Source organism: Peribacillus sp. N1 (genome assembly GCF_054600815.1).
Map to the genome: position 1 here is coordinate 115549 of NZ_BAAHZO010000007.1, position 19075 is coordinate 134623.

The 19075-nt window shown below is 40.9% G+C and carries 17 protein-coding genes; 12 read left to right on the plus strand and 5 right to left on the minus strand.

The features are described from left to right. The first annotated feature begins 11 nt into the window (after window positions 1–11). The 3 genes from ACYP5M_RS23185 to ACYP5M_RS23195 all read left to right on the plus strand — a co-directional run bounded on the left by ACYP5M_RS23185 (window position 12) and on the right by ACYP5M_RS23195 (window position 7149). Window positions 12–974: a sensor domain-containing diguanylate cyclase gene (locus ACYP5M_RS23185; protein WP_459735573.1), complete on the plus strand. Its 963-nt coding sequence runs from the start codon at window positions 12–14 to the stop codon at window positions 972–974. A 138-nt stretch (window positions 975–1112) separates the two neighbouring features. After that, window positions 1113–2309, plus strand: a complete 1197-nt coding sequence (locus tag ACYP5M_RS23190; protein WP_230178422.1) for an MFS transporter — start codon at window positions 1113–1115, stop codon at window positions 2307–2309. Window positions 2310–2478: 169 nt separating this feature from the next. Then, window positions 2479–7149 carry a hypothetical protein gene (locus tag ACYP5M_RS23195; RefSeq protein WP_459735574.1) on the plus strand — a complete coding sequence of 1557 codons (4671 nt, stop codon included), beginning with the start codon at window positions 2479–2481 and terminating at the stop codon, window positions 7147–7149. Window positions 7150–7275: 126 nt separating this feature from the next. Here ACYP5M_RS23195 and ACYP5M_RS23200 read toward each other — a convergent pair whose 3' ends face one another. Together ACYP5M_RS23200 and ACYP5M_RS23205 are read right to left on the minus strand one after the other, a co-directional pair. Further along, window positions 7276–7524 carry a hypothetical protein gene (locus tag ACYP5M_RS23200; RefSeq protein WP_434167910.1) on the minus strand — a complete coding sequence of 83 codons (249 nt, stop codon included), beginning with the start codon at window positions 7522–7524 and terminating at the stop codon, window positions 7276–7278. Window positions 7525–7630: 106 nt separating this feature from the next. Continuing rightward, window positions 7631–8557: a glycine-rich domain-containing protein gene (locus ACYP5M_RS23205; protein WP_459735575.1), complete on the minus strand. Its 927-nt coding sequence runs from the start codon at window positions 8555–8557 to the stop codon at window positions 7631–7633. A gap of 251 nt (window positions 8558–8808) precedes the next feature. On the opposite strand from ACYP5M_RS23205, the gene ACYP5M_RS23210 reads away from it, so the two are divergent. The 5 genes from ACYP5M_RS23210 (at window position 8809) to ACYP5M_RS23230 (ending at window position 13110) form a co-directional block, all read left to right on the plus strand. Next, window positions 8809–9039 (plus strand): excisionase family DNA-binding protein, encoded by a 231-nt coding sequence (locus ACYP5M_RS23210; RefSeq protein WP_048687214.1) that lies wholly within the window; start codon window positions 8809–8811, stop codon window positions 9037–9039. 431 nt (window positions 9040–9470) lie between these two features. After that, complete coding sequence (locus tag ACYP5M_RS23215) at window positions 9471–10490, plus strand: AI-2E family transporter (RefSeq protein WP_230178816.1); 1020 nt, start codon at window positions 9471–9473, stop codon at window positions 10488–10490. Window positions 10491–10833: 343 nt separating this feature from the next. Further along, window positions 10834–11655, plus strand: coding sequence for a basic amino acid ABC transporter substrate-binding protein (locus tag ACYP5M_RS23220; protein ID WP_101225941.1), 822 nt, complete (start codon window positions 10834–10836; stop codon window positions 11653–11655). Between the two features lie 79 nt (window positions 11656–11734). Next, window positions 11735–12391, plus strand: coding sequence for an amino acid ABC transporter permease (locus ACYP5M_RS23225; RefSeq protein WP_101225942.1), 657 nt, complete (start codon window positions 11735–11737; stop codon window positions 12389–12391). Then, window positions 12388–13110 (plus strand): amino acid ABC transporter ATP-binding protein, encoded by a 723-nt coding sequence (locus ACYP5M_RS23230; protein WP_076371113.1) that lies wholly within the window; start codon window positions 12388–12390, stop codon window positions 13108–13110. Before ACYP5M_RS23225 ends, ACYP5M_RS23230 begins: the two co-directional genes overlap by 4 nt. Before the next feature lie 63 nt (window positions 13111–13173). Here the strand turns inward: ACYP5M_RS23230 and ACYP5M_RS23235 are convergent, their stop codons facing one another. The 3 genes from ACYP5M_RS23235 to ACYP5M_RS23245 all read right to left on the minus strand — a co-directional run bounded on the left by ACYP5M_RS23235 (window position 13174) and on the right by ACYP5M_RS23245 (window position 15177). Further along, window positions 13174–13545: a hypothetical protein gene (locus tag ACYP5M_RS23235; protein ID WP_101225943.1), complete on the minus strand. Its 372-nt coding sequence runs from the start codon at window positions 13543–13545 to the stop codon at window positions 13174–13176. Window positions 13546–13703: 158 nt separating this feature from the next. Next, complete coding sequence (cidR, locus tag ACYP5M_RS23240) at window positions 13704–14588, minus strand: cidABC operon transcriptional activator CidR (RefSeq protein WP_434167909.1); 885 nt, start codon at window positions 14586–14588, stop codon at window positions 13704–13706. 163 nt (window positions 14589–14751) lie between these two features. Next, complete coding sequence (locus ACYP5M_RS23245; protein ID WP_101225945.1) at window positions 14752–15177, minus strand: universal stress protein; 426 nt, start codon at window positions 15175–15177, stop codon at window positions 14752–14754. A 164-nt stretch (window positions 15178–15341) separates the two neighbouring features. On the opposite strand from ACYP5M_RS23245, the gene ACYP5M_RS23250 reads away from it, so the two are divergent. From ACYP5M_RS23250 to ACYP5M_RS23265, 4 genes are all read left to right on the plus strand, one after another. Further along, window positions 15342–15737 (plus strand): MerR family transcriptional regulator, encoded by a 396-nt coding sequence (locus tag ACYP5M_RS23250; protein WP_101225946.1) that lies wholly within the window; start codon window positions 15342–15344, stop codon window positions 15735–15737. Between the two features lie 73 nt (window positions 15738–15810). Next, on the plus strand, window positions 15811–16578 hold the full coding sequence (locus tag ACYP5M_RS23255; protein WP_459735576.1) for a 3-hydroxyacyl-CoA dehydrogenase: 768 nt from the start codon (window positions 15811–15813) through the stop codon (window positions 16576–16578). An 80-nt stretch (window positions 16579–16658) separates the two neighbouring features. Continuing rightward, window positions 16659–17804, plus strand: a complete 1146-nt coding sequence (locus ACYP5M_RS23260) for an acyl-CoA dehydrogenase family protein (protein WP_434167908.1) — start codon at window positions 16659–16661, stop codon at window positions 17802–17804. 33 nt (window positions 17805–17837) lie between these two features. Further along, window positions 17838–18989: a thiolase family protein gene (locus ACYP5M_RS23265; protein ID WP_459735577.1), complete on the plus strand. Its 1152-nt coding sequence runs from the start codon at window positions 17838–17840 to the stop codon at window positions 18987–18989. The last annotated feature ends 86 nt before the right edge of the window (window positions 18990–19075 follow it).

The following is a 19075-nucleotide window of genomic DNA, read 5'->3' on the forward strand; positions in this document are numbered from 1 at the left end:
GGGGCTGTGGAATGAAATTCAATAAATTGTCATTGGATATATTTAAACGTACGATCTTCACTCGCAAGAAAAGGGAAAAGGACTATCGGAAGAAAGGATTCGAAGTGCAAAAAAAGGTTTTTAATATAGTGGAAAGTTCTAAGGATATTATCTACTTCTACGAAACAAACCCAAGTTCCAAGTTCAGGTATCTAAGTCCATCCATCAATACACTTTTAGGTCATGGCGTCTTGGAAGAAGCATACAATGACCCTTCCTCCCCTTTCGGAAGGATTCATCCTGATGACTTTGAAATCCTAAATGAAAAGATATATGGTGGGATTGATTATACTAAGCCGGTCATTCAACGTTGGAAAAATATCGAGGGGGATTTTTTGTGGTTCGAGGAATATGCTACACCTATATATGAAAAAGATGAATTGGTAGCCGTTCAAGGAATCATTCGCAATATCGATGAAAGAGTGAGATTCATACAGGATATTGAGTATCAAATGTCCCATGACCCATTAACGAATATCCATAATCGACAGTTTTTTGATAATATATTTGCCAAATCCAATCTGGATTTTGATACTCCGGTTGCCATGATTTTGTGTGATTTAGATGAGCTGAAATATATGAATGATACGCATGGCCATAAGAAAGGGGATGAATTGATTAAAGAAGCGGCAAATCTATTGAAACGGATATTCTCTGACATCGCTGTTTTAGCGAGAGTGGGAGGAGATGAGTTTGCCATTCTGCTAATTGATAGAAGCAAGCAAGAAGTGGAATCTCTTTGTGAATTATTAAAGGAAGAAATCCTTTTGCAAAACGATCTAAAAAAAGGCCCTCACATCAGTATGTCATTTGGGCATGCTTACCGTTCGAATTCAAAAGGAAATATGGATAGTTTATTCATGGAAGCGGATCAAAAAATGTTTCAAGATAAACGGCGAAGAAAAGAACAGAAACTTGTTCGGGCCGGTAGATGAAAGATATAGGGGGGGGCCAGTGTCATACTGGGCTTTTATTTATATATATATATTTAGGTACCCGAAATAAATCATTCGCTTATTTTAACCAATTTTAGTAAACTGGCAATGACTATAATAATTAGAAGGTGAAGGGATATGAGGGAAACCTTAGTGGATGAACGGGTAAGAGGGACTGATAAAATCTGGACACGTGATTTCATCATGATCTGTTTGGCAAATATGTGCATCTTCATGGGTTTTCAAATGACGATGCCGACCCTCCCGCTGTTTGTGGAACAGCTTGGCGGTGACGATCGCCTGGTGGGGGCTGTCCTTGGAATCTTCACTTTTTCGGCCTTGCTCGTTCGGCCGATTGCCGGCAGATTATTGGAGACGAAGGGAAGGCGCATGGTTTTTCTTGCCGGTTTAGCCATTTTTGCATTGTCAGTGGGTTCCTTCGGTTTTATGGGAAGCATCGGCTTGTTATTCATGATGCGGATTGTACAGGGCGTCGGCTGGGGATTTTCTTCAACGGCTTCAGGAACGATTGCTTCCGATATAATCCCTGCGAAACGGCGTGGTGAGGGGATGGGGTATTACGGATTATCGGGTAACTTAGCGCTGGCATTCGGGCCATCATTGGGTCTTTTTCTAGTTACGGTCCTTCCGTTTCAAGAGTTGTTTTTGATCTGTTCATTATTGGGATTTTTCGCCATTGTTACAGCATCACTTATTCGGTATCAAAAAGTGGAAAGTGATCCTTCCGCGGCTGTCAGAGCCAAAAGGTTTGATATATATGAAAAAAGTGCCCTTCAGCCATCATTGCTCATTTTCTTCATTTCCGTTACATTCGGTGGAATTGCAACCTTCCTTCCCCTGTATACAGCGGAAAAAGGTGTGGATGGAATTCAGTGGTATTTTTTAGTATATGCAATGGCCCTCATGGTCACGAGATTATTTGCGGGTCGATTATATGACCGAAGGGGACATCGAGCCATATTCGTGCCTTCAACAGTACTCATCATGGCTGGGATGCTCCTGCTTGCATGGATGCCGAGTGAAGCGGTCCTTTACATTGCGGCAGTGCTTTATGGATTTGGATTCGGTTCTGTCCAGCCGGCGCTGCAGGCATGGTCGATTGAAAAGACGGCACCAAATCGGAAGGCGATGGCGAATGCCACATACTTTTCATTTTTCGATCTTGGAGTGGGCATAGGTGCCATCGTGTTCGGGCAGATTGGCTTCCTCTTCGGATATAGGAGCATCTATATCACTGCAGCCGCCTCGATTTTCATTTCAATGATCGTTTATTTATGCATTATCAGGAGCGAGGATAAAGTAAAATCAATATAATAGAAACGTTGGATGGCTTCAATGGAAGTCATTCTTTTTTTTTGAGTCAGTAGGAACAACCTTGGTGCATTATCCTAAATATTTTAAAAATGGAAAAACTTTGTTATTATCGAAAAGAGATTATACATAAGATGATAGAAGGTCTATTTGAAGGAAGGGGAAGCTTGGAATGAATGACTCTTCAAACGAAGAAATGACATTAGAAAGAAGGAAGCGTATTTTCCAAGAAGAGCTGGATGTTTTATGGGAAAGGCGGCTCATCCCTAAATCAGAATATATCCGGATTAGCAGGGCATACAATCGGCATTTTCAATTAGCCCTCCATAAACAAAAGCGCTTAGAGCAAGAAAAGAAGAAATCCACCCATGGAACTGAAACGGTAATCGGTGAAAGTGCCGATAAGAGGATTCAGGATAGCCTGATCGAAGAATCTTCATTGCAATTTCAGGAATCCAGTGGATTGAACGAATCGATAATGAAAGATGAGAAGGCCGGGTATGTTCACATTGAATCCGGTTTAGAGGAGAGCCTTGAACCTGTCAAGGAGATCACTGATAGGAAACCGGTTATTCAAAAGCAGGCCATCAAGCGGGAGAAACCGGTAAAACCGGCAAGGCCGAAGAAAACACCTGAGCAAATCAGGGAACGGAATATTTCTGTCATCCTGCTCACTGGGGTCATATTGCTTCTGTTTGGCGGGTTGATTTTAGCAACCACTTCATGGGGGGATCTGAATGCGGTCCTGAAAGTTCTCTTCATTGGAATGGTATCCGTCATTTTTGCAGGGATGGCCTTCATCGCTTCGAAACTGAAAATTGAACAGACCTCTTTTGCATTCCTGACGCTAGCGGGTTTATTCATTCCGATTACGATTTTATCAGCTTCATATTATCGGATTTTTGGAGAGTACCTTTCACTTAATGGTGGGGGGCGGGGGCTTCTGGGGTTTCTTGGGGGATTACTCTGCTTAGCCATTTATTGTAAGATTGCTGACTACTTCAAGTCGAAAATATTCATTTTCATTTCAATATTCACGTTTGCCATTACCTGCTATTTCGGATTGGCTTTTGTGACGCCGACTATTGCGTGGATGTTTTTGGCGATTGGCGTTCTTAATTTAATGCTATTATGGAATATTGAGCAATTGAAAAATCAAAAAGCACTAACGTTATTTAAACCATTCATTTTTCAATTTATCCAGTTTAAGATTATCGTGGAGACCTTTGTGATCCTGACGTTATTTTCAAGCAACTTGGTGTATTCGCTAACGTTGATGGTCTTTTCTGTTTTGTTTTTAATTATTTCTGTCAAATTCCAAAAAAAATATTATGAAATGGCTTTTAGCGCCGTTTTCACGTATGGATATATCCATCTTGTTTATAACTCGTTTTTAAGTGAGTACATGATCACCGCATTTGCATTTGTACCAATCATTTTTACCATGCTATCGAAATATCTGGTTAAATCAAAAATGACTAAGCTTTCCAAGAACTTCATGTTCACCAGTTTGATTGGGAGCGGGATCGTTTTCTTATATAGTAACGCGATGGTGTACCAGGAGAACTATGCGCAAATATTCGTCGCGCTCATGTTAGTATCCGCTCAGCTTGCCTATGTTTCCCTTCAATCGAGAAATTCAAGCCTCACGTACCCGGCTGTTGTTATTTTCGACTTAGCGTTACTATACCTTTTCTTTGCATTGCCAGTCTCTTTTTCTACCATCTTAAATCTGATTTTTGTTATTCAGGTCATTCAATATCTTGGAGTATATTTATATAATCGTCACCCAAGGTACATCCTGTTTAGGAAGAGTATCTTACTTATCTCCCCAATGATCATGTTAGTGATACTGACCATTAAATTCAGCGAAATGGATTGGCTTGCAGTTAGTGTGGCGCTCGCCATGATCTCTGGGCTTTTCTTCATCACATTTATAAAAGACGAAACAAAGCATATGAAGGAAAATGCCTTATACGGATTTCCAATCACTTTCGTACTGGCTTTGGTTGCTTTCTATCCATATTTGATGGAGAGTTTAGAATGGGTTCGGTCAAATATCCCGCTCAGCGTCTATTTAATGGGTGTTTCACTGATTTCCATCGGTGCAGCTTACACATTTAAAAAGGGATACCATAAATTATTTCCAGTTTTTGCATATAGCGGACAGATTCTTTCCTTCCTTTCCTTGATATCGATTCCATTCGATTCACAGAATCCTTTGGAGGCAAGCGGAGTGATTGCCGTAGCTACCGCAATAAACGGCTGGTCCGTCCATATCCATCGGAAGCACATATTCTGGGTGCCTGTCGTGATTACAAGTGCCAGCTTATATGCTTCACTCTACGATGTTTTTGATTTTGCTTCAATGGTGCTGAGGATTGCGTTCGTGTTGCTCGGCCCCATTATCTTTTTCCTATTAGGAGAATGGCTTGGGAAATATTCAAAAAATGGGAAACTGTATTTCATTTACGCAAGTCACCTTGCCAATTTACTGGCGATTCCTGTTGGATATTTGCTCATTATTTTTACGGAAAGCTCACCGTTACTATATGTTGCACAACTGTCGATTTATATTTTAAGTGCTTTAAGGGCGCATGTGAAATGGGAAAAATACGTTTTTACGTACCTAGGGTTTTCAGTCCTTTTCCTACAGGTCCATTTATTTGTGGTAAACATGGAGCAAATGGTATTCATTACATCAATATGCATGATGATTACAGCAGGACTCATAACCATTCTGTGGGCGTTATCCAATAAGAATTGGAAAGGCATCATTGAGTATTACCTTATTCCATTCATTCATTTAGGGATAAGCATATCCATTTTGGAAACGGCAATCCGGGACTTTCCACTTAACCGCGAGTTAGTCTGGGTAGGAGTGATGACTGTACAGCTCTTGTTTGCCTGGTATCTGCTCATGCAAAGGAATTGGCGGAACTATGTTGCGGTTCCTCTAGGCCTGGCGTTCATCTTCTATAATATGTATGTAAATACATTAGCTCTGGTTATGGCGATTATCGTATTGCTTGTATGTATGGTTGTGATGATGATGGCTAGCAGACGCCTTTTCAAAGGATTGCTCAACCAAGAGGGAACGAAGAGAGTCATTGATTATTATCGAATTTTTGGCTTGTTATATCTGTGTACTCTGAATCTGGAAGTGTTTATGAGTGATACAGGTTCTGCGATTTTGGGGATTTTTGTTTCCCTGCTGTTGCCTAGCTACTTCATCCTGATGGGAAGATTCACGATCTATAAGAAAGAAAAAAGCATTTACTCGGGAATAGCGGCAATCATCGGCCTTTTCCCGTTCATCAATATCATAGTTTATGCCCATACACTCCCAATCGTCACGAGTTTGGCTGTTCTTTTTGGCTGTATGGCAGGAATGTTGTTGTTAAGCAGCCTGTATTCCAGCGGATTACTCAAGAAAAACGGATCAGGCATCATCAGCTTTGATCCTTTCAGGATTTATGGTTTATTCTTTTTGATCGATATGAATGCGGAGGTTTTTAATGATACTAAGCATCAGTTACTCCAAGTCTTTGTATCGCTGCTGTTAACCGCTTATTTCATTTTCCTGAGAAGCTTGACAGCGGAAAAGCTAGAAAGGAAAATCTATTCCAATATTGCTGCACTAGTCAGTCTGTATCCCTTCTTAATCATAGTCGGCTATGCCGACAGCTTATCTGTTGTAATGGGATTGCTATTCCTTTTTGGCTGTATGTCAGGGATGCTGCTTTTAAGCCGGCGTTATTTCGATGGTTTAATCAAAAAAGAAGAAACAGGAATCACCTTCGATGCATACAGGATATATGGCCTGCTGTTTTTACTGGCCATGAATCGGGGATTTCCAGCAACTGAAACATTGACCCAGTTACTCGAAGTTTTTGTATCGCTCTTGATCACGGTTTACTTCATCTTGATTGGAAGTTTCACAAAGGATGTAAAAGAAAAGGGCATCTACGTTTGGCTGACGGGAGTTCTCAGTTTGTATCCGTATTGGATCATCATCATGTACGCGGACACATTACAGCCTTTCGTTGGAACGGCAGTCCTTTTTGGGTGTACGGCCATAATGGTCCTGCTAAGCAGGAAATACTTTAAAGACTTGCTAGATAAAGGCGGGGCAGGACTTCAATTGGATTTTTACAGAGTCTATGGTCTGCTGTTTCTTCTTGCCATGAACATGGATGTTTTGACAGGGGGACCGGCACATTTCATTTTGGAAATCATCGCGGCACTTCTGATTCCGGCCTATTTCATTTTGATGAGAAGCACGACGACAGGCATGTTGGAAAGAAAATCCCAGTTGGCAGCAGCGATTTTGTTCAGCCTATATCCGTATTGGGTCATTGTCGATCAGCTCACGATCCCTCCTGTACTTGAGGAGGAGGCGAATATTCTGCCGCTGTTCATTGTCAGCACCACTCTGCTGAGGAAAATCTTTGTTAAAGGCAAAATCACACAATATATCGAAAGCGGTATTGTTTTCCTTTTGTTTTTAGCCCTGATCATTGATGCAATGGCAGGAAACACCTTATATGATGCCCTCATTATCGGAACCGTGTCATTGGCAGCAATGCTCTTTGGATTCATGATGAAATACAAATCCTATTTCATCGCTGGAACTGGGACGATTTTATTCAATGTCTATATGAATACCAATTCTATGTGGAGCGAGATGCCATGGTGGCTGTATTTAATCATCGGTGGAGGGCTGCTTATCGGAATTGCATCTTTCTTTGAATGGAAAAAACAAAAAGACAACCGGACATCGAAGGAGGTTCTTGAGAAAAATAAACAAAGGATCAAGAATTGGTTCAATCGGTGGAATTAATGAAGAAGGAAATGGAATGCGTCAAATACCCAAGCTCTTAACCTTGGAAGAAAATTCAAAGGAAATCTCAAAAAGGGTTCGGAATTTATAAATTCCGAACCCTTTTTGTCTGCAAACCGAGAGTACTTAAAAGCTCTCTTTCTCTGCTTCTACTTTCTTTATTTCTTCCTGCCAATCATGAATTTCTATTTCCCACTGATCTATATTAGTTTGCAAAACATTAATTAAAAATGGTGAAAGGGCATTTCTATATTTTTTTAATTCTTGAATTAATTTCACTCGATCTTCAGTTAAACCTTGTACTAATTTTTTCTTATTTTCCAAATTTGCATAGACAAAAACTGGTCTGAATTTTCGTATCTCATTATCATGCATATCAGTTGTAACTCCTTTAAAATTGAGTGAAAAATTAAGCTTCATCAATCCAGTTCATCTAATTCTTGTGTATACAAAAACGCTTGGATTTCTCCAAGCGAAAAGCTCAAGACGAACAAGAACTGCATGAAGAACAGCTTGAAGAGGAATCAGAACTGCTGTCATGGGAACCGTTATGGCCACCATGATCTGCATGGCCGGATCCAGTGGAAACTGTGTTCGGTTCATTACCGAAAATATCTTTAAAATCGCTGTCGAAATCATCGGTGCTTGCATAAGTGAAATAGGCGGGAGCTGCGTAGTCAGTCTGATCGTACGTTTTCCGCCAATTCAATTCTGTCATGGGGCGATTTTCTTTAAATTGGGAAGTGAAAGATTCAAAGGTCCGTTCCGCCTGTATACTTGTCGGTTTCCGCATATATTTCTCTTTTAACTGCTCCAGCTCCAACGTTTCAAAATCTCGGAGAAGCGTTAGCCCTTTATCATGTTTGAAAAATTTGCCCCATTTTTGAATGGAATGGGAGTCCACCGTAAATAGCTGTACATAGTAAAAGTCAAAAAGAGTGCGCTCATCGGGTTTGAAAACAGGTTCTGAATGAGGATGGTGCTGAATGGTCCTACCGATGAAAAACTGGCAAAACTCATCATATTCCTGTCTATAGTTCAGCATGATATGCCATAACTCATCGATGACTGAATTAAACATTTCAACTTTTCCAAACACTGCAGCCATAATCAAATAGCGTTTCAATTCACGCCAAGCCTGATTGACCTTTAACTGTGAGTCCCGAGGATGCTTCAGGCGGAATTCAGTATTGACTTTTTCCATATAATTGAAATCCAGTGCTTTATTAAGCTTTTCTATCAATGCTTCTGAAACGATTTCCGTTGCATGCAGATCTAAAGTTTCACCATGGTATTTACGGAATTCATTTTGATAGCGTTCTAATTTAGCCGGTTCACTTAGCCCTTTAACGAAATTGACCAGGAAAACAGCAAAAATTGCCGCAAGAATGACATAAAAGAAGGTCATCTTTGTCCACTCCTCTTAATCTATGGATATATTGCTTTAACATTATCTTACATGTTAATGGAAGGGATTGTAAGTTGTTTTATCTAAAATGTTCCATTGGCGGAAAATGATTAAGCTGGTGAGGTTGCATGACAATACCCCGAATCGGGTATCGTCCTTTCCTTGGCATGTAAGGGGTTTTCAGTTAAAAATCAAGCGCTTCAAATAATGCCTCATATCTAGTATAGTTAGAGAGGAAAAGGGGTGAAGGCATGTACTTGACAGTAAAAGAGACTGCGGAATATCTATCGATGCCGGAATCTTATATAGAAAGTTTGATCGTTCAAAATAAAATTCGCACCGTTCATGATGGTGAGCAGCATTTGATTTTTAAAGATCAGTTTAATATGCATCTTGAACAGATGGAGAAATATAAGAAGGATTTAGCGGATTATTATAACGAACCCATCCCCGAAGATATCGATGTGAAGGATGAAGATTAACATCTGCCCATTTGGTTGATTGGAGCGGAAGGTACGAGACTTCTGAGGGAAAAGCGCGTCTAGAGGAGACCCCGCAGGCGCAAGCTGAGGAGGCTCCGCGACCACCCGCGGAAAGCGAGTGGCTGGAGCGGAAATCAACGTCCAAATTCTAAAAAACAATAAAAAAGCTTAGACATACTCGATTTTCATTGAGTTTGTCTAAAGTCTGGCATCTGCCGATTTGGCAGATGTTTTTTCATGCAGAAAGAGCTGAGAAATTAATGGTCGAATTTTCGAAAACGGTCTTAACTACGTCTTCATCCTGAGTCTTACCGATTATTCAAATAATTTTGTTGTCAATGGAAGGTAATTGTAGTAGAATTCCTCAATTCCGTGTAAAATGAAAGGTAGATGGAATTATCACGGCAGAATGGTAGTTAGGAGATAGGTAAGTGGTAAAAGAGTATTTGCAAAGCGAAGGTTTTTCAAGGTTAATTACATTAATTGTATTAGTTCTCTTTTTAATAAGCATCGGCAGTATGGTTAATATCGTGTTATTCACATTTGTTTTCACTTTCCTGATGGGAAGGCTGGAGCAATTTATCATGATTCGGCTGAATAAAGTGATGCATATCAACTCTAAGGTTGTTATAAGCTTTTTATATGCAGTCGTCATTTCTTGTTTAGCCATCGTTCTTTATAAATATCTACCGGTCATTACGCTACAATTCACGGAATTAGTGACACAGATCGTTTTCTTCTTTCAACATCCACCAGATAGCAGGGTCATTCAATATGCCATTAATATAATGAACGAGCTGCGATCGCCGCTCGATCTTCAAACACAGATGAATACACTCTATCTTTATATATCCGATTTCGGTAAACTGGCATTTCAAATTTTCATTTCCATGTTGCTTAGTCTATTTTTCTTATTGGAAAAAGATAAAATCATTCGTTTCACTTCTAAATTCAAGCGGGCCAAATTTAAATCTTTCTTTATAAACTTAAGCCACTTTGGCGTCAAATTCATCAATTCATTCGGAAAGGTGATTGAGGTCCAGTTCTTGATAGCCATTACGAATGCTGTCCTATCTGTAACTTTCTTATGGATTCTTGGCTTCCCGCAGTTGCTCGGTCTAGGGATCATGATTTTCTTCCTGGGGTTGATTCCGGTTGCAGGGGTCATCATCTCCCTCATTCCACTTAGTATGATTGCCTATAGTATCGGCGGCATGCCCAAAGTGATTGCTGTATTAATCATGATAGTTGTAATCCATGCAATTGAAAGCTATATTTTAAATCCGAAATTCATGTCGGCAAAAACAAATCTTCCAACATTTTTCACCTTCATCATCCTATTGTTTTCCGAGCATTTCCTTGGGATATGGGGATTGATCATCGGAATACCGATTTTCATCTTCCTGTTGGATATGTTAGATATTGAAGAGGGGAATAAGGAAGTTCCATAATAATCATTTGAGCAGCGGCCACGCTAATATGGCCGCTGCTTATTTTTGTTCTATTAAACCTTTTGAAAGGTGGCACTATCTATTTTCAATATAATATCCATTAATTCGAATAAAGGGTAAAAGGGTGCATCTTTCCCCATTGGAGCTTAGCTGCGTATTTGATTTACCAAGTTAATTGATTAAAATTTTATTTTACTAAAGTTATTTGTCGACTTTTTATTGCATAAAAAAACAAATAAACGTATAATATTCTTAAAAGAATATACTGAATGTTCTCTAAAGTTAGATTTATCTGTTTTTTTTAAAAAAAAAGAGAGTTTACGAGAGAGAAGAGGGGATTATTTTGAAAAAGGTTTCTTTTTTAGTGTTTGCCATGGTAGCTTCTTTGTTACTAGTCATGACAGGATGCGGGAAGGGTAAGGAAGTCTCGACAACTGGTAATGAAGAAGAGTCCAATGGAAAAACACTCAGGATCGTGACGGACGCCAACTATGCTCCATTTGAATATCTTGAAGGCGATAAGATTGTAGGATTCGATGTTGATTTCATCAATGCCGTTGCAAAAGAAGCGGGTTATGAAGTTAAATTGGAAACTGTTGGCTGGGATCCGATTTTTGTTGAAATCGAAGGTAAGAGAGCGGATGTCGCCATATCTGCGATTACAGTGAATGACGAAAGAAAACAATCTTATGACTTCTCGGTTCCGTATTTCTTATCCACAAACAAGATTCTCGTTCCTGAGAATAGTGATATAAAATCTGGAGATGAATTGAAAGGAAACGTCATTGCCGTTCAGACCGGTACTACTGGACAGGAAGCGGTAGAGAAACTCCTTGGAAAGAATCACAAGGATATCAAAAAATTCGAAAATAATAACCTGGCCATTCAGGAATTACTAAAAGGCGGAGCTGCGGCTGTCGTAGCTGATAATACGGTTGTTGAAGAATATGTGAAAAATAACCCCGATCAAAAACTGAAAGTCGTTGAAGATAGCAAAAGTTTCAATGAGGAGTTTTATGGTCTTATGTTCCCAAAAGGCAGTGAATTGAAATCGGAGTTCGATAAAGCCGTGAATGCCATTTATGAAAATGGGAAATATGCAGAAATATATAAAGAGTGGTTTGGTACTGATCCAGATATAGAAACATTGAAATCACAACAATAAAAATAAATGGATAGTAAAAAGATTGCGTAACTTTACGTGTGAAGTTACGCAGTTTTTTTGGCCTTAGGAGGGAAACAAAATGAGTTTTCGCTGGGATATTATTTTTGAATATGCTCCTTTCTTATTAAAAGGAACATTGCTTACTATAGGGCTGTCAGTTTCCTCCATCCTCATCGGAACCTTTTTGGGGTTATTGATCGGTTTAGGGAAAATCATGAGAAACAAGGTGCTTGCCTTTCCATTTTACTGTTATGTCACGGTTTTTCGCGGAACACCGCTTTTAGTTCAAATCTTTTTAATCCATTTTGGAATCGTGCCCTTTTTTACCGGGGAAACGAATGCAGTAACTGCCGGTGTCATTGCTTTATCTTTAAATGCAGCTGCATATATTGCCGAAATTTTCCGGGCGGGCATTCAATCCATCGATAAAGGGCAAATGGAAGGGGCCCGTTCATTGGGAATGACCCATGTCCAAACAATGATACATGTTGTATTGCCTCAAGCCTTCAAACGGATGATTCCTCCGTTAGGAAATGAATTCATCGTATTATTGAAGGATTCATCACTGCTTTGTGTCATTGCTGCCCCGGAATTGATGTATTGGGGGAAAGCGATGGGGAGTCAGTACTTTAAAGTGTGGGAGCCATACTTGGCGTGTGCCTTCATCTATCTATTCCTTACCCTCATCTTAAGTTTTGTATTAAATAGACTCGAAAGTAGGTTGAAAACAGAATGATAAAGGTGGAGAATCTTAAGAAGTCATTTGGCGATAATGATGTATTGAAAAATATCAATGCAATCGTTTCCCCTCGGGAAGTAGTCGTGGTGATTGGTCCTTCTGGGTCGGGAAAATCCACTTTCCTAAGGTGCATCAATCAACTTGAAACGATAACGGGAGGCCATATTTTCATTGAAGGGCTTGATACGACAGATAAGAAGGTCAATATCAATAAAGTCCGGACGGAAGTTGGCATGGTATTTCAGCATTTTAACTTATTTCCACATAAGACTGTTCTTGAGAATATAATGCTTGCGCCGATAAAGGTCCGCAAGATATCCAAAGAACAGGCTTCCCAAAGAGGGATGGAACTGCTTAAGAAAGTCGGACTTGCCGAGAAAGCGAACGCATATCCGGATTCATTATCGGGGGGACAAAAGCAGCGCGTCGCAATTGCCAGGGCGTTGGCGATGGAACCGAAAATCATGCTATTCGACGAGCCGACTTCCGCTCTAGATCCGGAAATGGTCGGCGAAGTCCTTGAGGTCATGAAGCAGCTGGCTAAGGAAGGCATGACCATGGTAGTTGTGACCCATGAGATGGGGTTTGCAAAAGAAGTTGGAGATCGTGTGATTTTCATGGACGAAGGTTATATTATTGAAGAAAATATTCCTAGTGAGATTTTCAATAATCCCCAGCAGGAAAGGACTAAAGCCTTTTTGAGTAAAGTGCTTTAATTACACGTAAAGAAAAAAACCTTCCATAAAAGGGAGGTTTTTTTTCGGGTATATCAGGGGGCTTCATTTGATGCATGAGGCGCCTAAAAGCGATTCAGGGCTTTTACCGAGCACAAGCATACTGATTTTGGCATATCCAATATTTTTATTTTGGGAGAAGGTCTGAAGTAATGCCTGGATATTCGGATCATCCTTTAACTTTTGAACTTCCTCTATATATAATCCGATAACGGAGGGCATAACGAATTCAGGGGTGTATTCGTTAGGGTTTTCATCCATGAGTAATGTGCCCATATATTGATATTTAAATTGAAGAGCCCGTGTTAAGGCAACGACATGGAGCAGTTTATCAAATAGTTCGGGGTATGAATATTTAATTTTCTCCAGCGCTGCTTCTGTTGCCTGTAACTCATCGACACTAGATAAAGTGATCATGAATATCTCCTTTTTAGAATATGTGGATCCATCAGCATTTACCGTGCTTTTTACTTATACTAGTCTAACCCCGCTGTAACTCATTGTAAAATGGTTAGATGTTATCATGTGCATAACCTAAAGCTATGATAGTGCTTACATCAATCATGCTAGATAATTCACTGCTTATGTGATAACGCTTCCCTCGTATATTTCAGCCATTCTTTTGCAGCGTATGAAAGGTAATGGTCCTTACTCCAAATAAATCCTAAATTCCAACTAATAGAGGGGTTTTTAACCTTGATTGTCTTTACGCGATCATCATGACGACATAAACTTTCAGGTAATAGAGCAACGCCAAGTTTACAGTAAACCATTTCCTCAATAAAATCCCATCGTGAACTTTCCGTGACGATATGTGGAGAAAAACCAGCTTCACTACAGGATGAAATGATGAGATCTCGAAGGACGTAATCTTTATTGAATAAGATGAAAGATTCCTTTTCCAGGTCGGCCAAATCAATTTCTTCCACACAAGCATGCGGATGGGAGGGATGGACAATCAAGTTGATGTCTTCTTCCAAAAAAGCAAAATGATGAAAAAGTGCGGTGTTGGTTGGCAGGACTATTACGCCTATATCAATTAAGTCACTTTGAACGGATTCTTCTATTTTCTTTGAACCATCCTCTACTAATTGAAAGGTAATATTAGGATAATCCTCGTGAAAACGGCTAAGTATCCGGGGGAAGAAAGAAGCGTCTATTATCGGCGGAAGCCCGATGCGTATATGTCCTTTTTTCAAACCTAATAAATTGTCCATTTCCGTTTCTAAATTATGGAAGGCCTTATCAATCAATTTTGCCTGCTCTAAGACGACCCTGCCTGCATCGGTCAAAATCAGTTGCTTGCGTGAACGATCAAAAAGCTCAACTCCTAGCTCGGCTTCCAGGTTTTTAATCATCTTGCTGATGGTCGGCTGGGTAATGAATAAATGGTCGGCAGCCCGAGTGAAGCTATTGAAATTGGTTACCTCTATAAAGTATTGCAAATGTTTAATATCCATTGCGTCACCTGTTATCCTCGTTTAAATTAGTTTCATTTTACCTGTAAACGGAAGTGTTTGTAAAACATGATAAGTTTGGATTTCATGCACGCATAAATAAGCTGGATTCCAAGGGGAACCCAGCCTAGGAAAGGGCTGGTCATAAAGAGTACTGCCGTGAATTTTATTTGACCAGCAAGACAGGAACTGGGGAATGTTGAACGATATAGTGGCTCACGCTGCCAAGGAATTCCTTGAAGCCACTCAATCCGCGGCTGCCCATGATGATAAGGTCGCAATTCTGGGATTTTGCATGTTCCAATAAAGCCGTGATGGCTGAACCCTCTATGACAAATGTTTGGGATGCATTCGGGATTTCGGATAAAAGCGCTTCCGCTTTTTTAATCACTTCCTTGCCATACTTGAGCATGGATTCTTCAATTTCCTGAAAGGCATTGCCATATATATTTGGTTTGATTGGCAGCGTAACAGCGTGAAGCACCTGGATTTCGATAGCGGGATCCAGCTTCGCTAATTCAATCGCTTTTTCTAAAGATTTAAGTGCCAATTCGGATTCATCATAAGCAACTAATATTTTTGAACATAGCATTGAGCGATCATTCCCTTCTTTAAAAGAATATACCCTTAGTATATCAATTTAAATCTTTCATACAGTTTCATATATTATAAATTTTGTGAATAATTATTGAAGTTTACGTTAACGTCAATGTTAAAATGAAGGTAAATAATCCCTTTGCAAAGTGTGGTTTTAACATGTACACCATTTCTGATTTAGCAAAAGAATTCGGATTGACGACAAGGACCCTCCGATATTATGAGGAACTGGGTATGCTTAAACCAAAGCGTACCGAAACGGGAAAAAGGGTTTATGGAAAGAAGGAATATGCGCAGCTCAAAATCATAATGCGCGGTAAGAAGTATGGTTTTTCGTTAGTGGAAATAAAAGATATCGTCCTTTTATTCGATAAGGATAGGACAGGCATAAAGCAATTGGAAAAAACGATTGAAACTGCAGGACAGAAGCTGAACGAAATAAATGAACGCATTAAAGAGCTGGATGGGCTGAAGCAGGATTTTGAACAGGTAATCAAAGGCTTTACCGAAACCCTTCATGACTTGAAAGTGAACGATAAAGCAGGCAAGCGGTGAAATAAATCTTGAAAATAGGTTTTGATGATAGTGAAAGATGAATATATATTCTAGAAACAAATGGGGTGAGGATTTGGAAATTCAAGAAACGATTGCAGTTGTGACAGGAGGAGCTTCAGGTCTTGGAGCCGCGACAGTAAGAAACATCATTAAAAAAGGTGGAAAAGCGGTCATATTTGACCTTTCTGAGGAAAAAGGCGCTAAAATGGCTCAGGAATTGGGAGATTCAGTCCTATTTATTAAAACGGATGTAACAAGTGAAGAAAGCGTATCGGTGGCGTTGGATGAAGGGATGAAAAAATTCGGGAGCATCAATGCGGTCATCAACTGTGCAGGCATTGCAATTGCAGAGAGGGTCATAGGCAGAAAAGGTACGCATGAATTGAAAGCGTTCTCAAAAGTCGTGCAAATCAATTTGGTCGGTACGTTTAACGTAATCCGGCTTGCCGCGGAAAAAATGGTCGAAAATGAGCCGAATCAAGAAGGGGAGCGTGGCGTCATTATCAATACTGCTTCGGTCGCTGCCTTTGAAGGACAAATCGGACAAGCCGCATATAGTGCCTCCAAGGGTGGGATTGTTGGTATGACTCTGCCAATCGCAAGGGAGCTTGCCAGCAAAGGGATACGTGTCGTATCGATTGCACCGGGTCTATTCCATACTCCGATGTTCGATTCGTTACCTGATGAAGCTAGGACGTCATTAGGGAAAACCGTACCATTCCCATCAAGGCTCGGGTATCCAGAAGAGTACGCTAAACTAACGGAAAGCATCATAACGAATCCAATGCTGAATGGGGAAACCATCAGACTGGATGGGGCCATTAGAATGTCACCCAGGTAAGTTGTTAATTCCTTCAGGGCAATCCATTCTAAATCTAGGAAAAGAGCCTCCGACAAAGAATTGGAGAGGAGATAAAACAGATGAAACATCCATACCTAAGTGAAGATCATGAGATTTTCCGTAAGTCATTCCGAAAGTTTTTAGAGAAAGAAGCAGTTCCCCACTATGAACGATGGGAAGAAGAGAGGATCATTCCCCGGTCATTTTGGGTGAAAATGGGGGAACAGGGTTTTTTATGTCCGGACCTAGGAGAAGATTATGGGGGTTCAGGGGTAGATTGGGGCTTTGCAGTCATAATTAATGAGGAATTGGAAAGAGTCGGTTCTGGTTTCATTGGTTTCGGACTTCACAGTGACATCACCGTTCCGTATATTTCCGCATACGGAAATGAGTCACAGAAACAGCGCTGGCTTCCCAAATGCACGACGGGGGAAGTCATTACAGCCATTGCCATGACAGAGCCTGGTACAGGTTCGGATTTGGCCAATATTAAAACGACTGCCATTTTGGATGGAGATCATTACATAGTAAATGGCCAAAAGACATTCATCACGAATGGCATACATGCGGATTTGGTCATCGTTGCCTGTAAAACGGATCCAAATGCAGTTCCGAAACATAAAGGCGTTAGCTTAGTCGTGGTCGAAAGGGATACACCCGGGTTTTCCAGGGGTCGAAAACTGAAGAAGCTTGGTTTGCACAGTCAGGATACAGCAGAGCTCATCTTCGAGGATTGCCGTGTTCCAAAGGAAAACCTGCTTGGTGAAGAAGGCAAAGGGTTTAATTACCTAATGGATAAACTGCAGCAGGAGCGACTTGTGGTGGCAATTTGTGCTCAAACCGCATCTGAGGATATGCTGGCCGATACGATTGAGTATGTGAAGGGCAGGGAAGCGTTCGGAAAATCCGTAAGTCAGTTTCAAAATACTCAATTCAAAATCGCGGAAATGGCAACGGAAATCAAAATGGGGCGTGCCTTCCTAGATCAATTGATCACCAAACATATGGCTGGTGAACAGGTTGTAACTGAAGTTTCGATGGCAAAATGGCGTTTGACGGAGACTGCCAGAAAAATATCCATTGAATGCATGCAGCTTCATGGCGGCTATGGATATATGGAGGAATACAAGATTGCCAGAAGGTATCGGGATGTTCCGGTAGCGAGCATCTATGCCGGGACAAATGAAATCATGAAGAAGATCATCGCTAAGAATATGGGTCTTTAATTTAATAAAAAGGTTGAGAAGGGAAGAGAGTATATGCGGGAAGTGGTTATCGTTGAAGGGATTCGCACGCCAGTAGGCAGAAGGAACGGTGTTTTGAAAGACGTCCGCCCTGATGATCTGGCAGGGGAAGTATTGAAGAAGCTGATTGAAAAGGCGGGCATCGATCCGGCTATTGTCGATGATGTCATTTTAGGCTGTGTTTCACAGTCGGGCGAACAGGCCGGTGATATAGCAAGGGTTGCTGCACTGATTGCCGGATTTCCGATTGAAGTGCCGGGAACGACGATTGACCGTCAATGCGGATCAGGTCAGCAGGCAGTCCACTTCGCTTCCCAGGCCATCTTGTCGGGTGATATGGATGTGGTAGTGGCAGGTGGAGTGGAAAACATGTCACGAGTTCCCATGGGGTCTAATTATCAAGGTGCTGTAACAAGCCAAAAGTATATGGACCTTTATGAGGTGATCAACCAAGGATTATCAGCTGAGAGAATTGCCGATAAGTGGGGAATAACACGTGAAGATTGTGATCAGTTTTCCGTGGAGAGCCATGCCAAGGCAATACGTGCTCAAAAAGAAGGACATTTTAATCGTGAAATGATATCAGTATCGGGTACTGATAAAGAAGGAAATCATATCGAAGTTACGGAAGATCAAGGCCCAAGGGGTGGAACTACGCTTGAAGTACTTGCTGGATTGAAACCGGTTTTCCAAGAAGACGGTTTAATCCATGCGGGGAATTCAAGTCAAATCAGTGACGGTGCTGCCGCTTTATTATTGATGGAACGCAGTAAAGCCGAAGAGCTTGGATTGAAACCGCGCTTTAAAGTGCATACACGGGTTGTTGTCGGGTCAGATCCCACCCTGATGCTTACGGGGCCGATTCCCGCCACCCAAAAAGCTTTGGAAAAAGCAGGTCTTACAATTGATGATATCGACATCTTTGAAGTGAATGAGGCTTTCGCTCCTGTACCGATTGCCTGGCTAAAAGAAACGGGGGCAGACCCGAAGAAACTGAATCCAAATGGCGGGGCGATTGCCTTGGGTCATCCTCTTGGCGGCAGCGGGGCCAGATTGATGGTGTCAATGATCCATGAGTTAGAAAGGACTGGCGGCCGTTATGGGCTGCAAACAATGTGTGAAGGTCATGGGATGGCGAATGCGACCATCATAGAAAGATTGGACTGAATCTGGACATTCCATTTATGAATATTCGTAATTCGCACGAAAGTAAAAGCTGAAAAGGGATGAAGCCGACCATCGCAGGCTTTGCC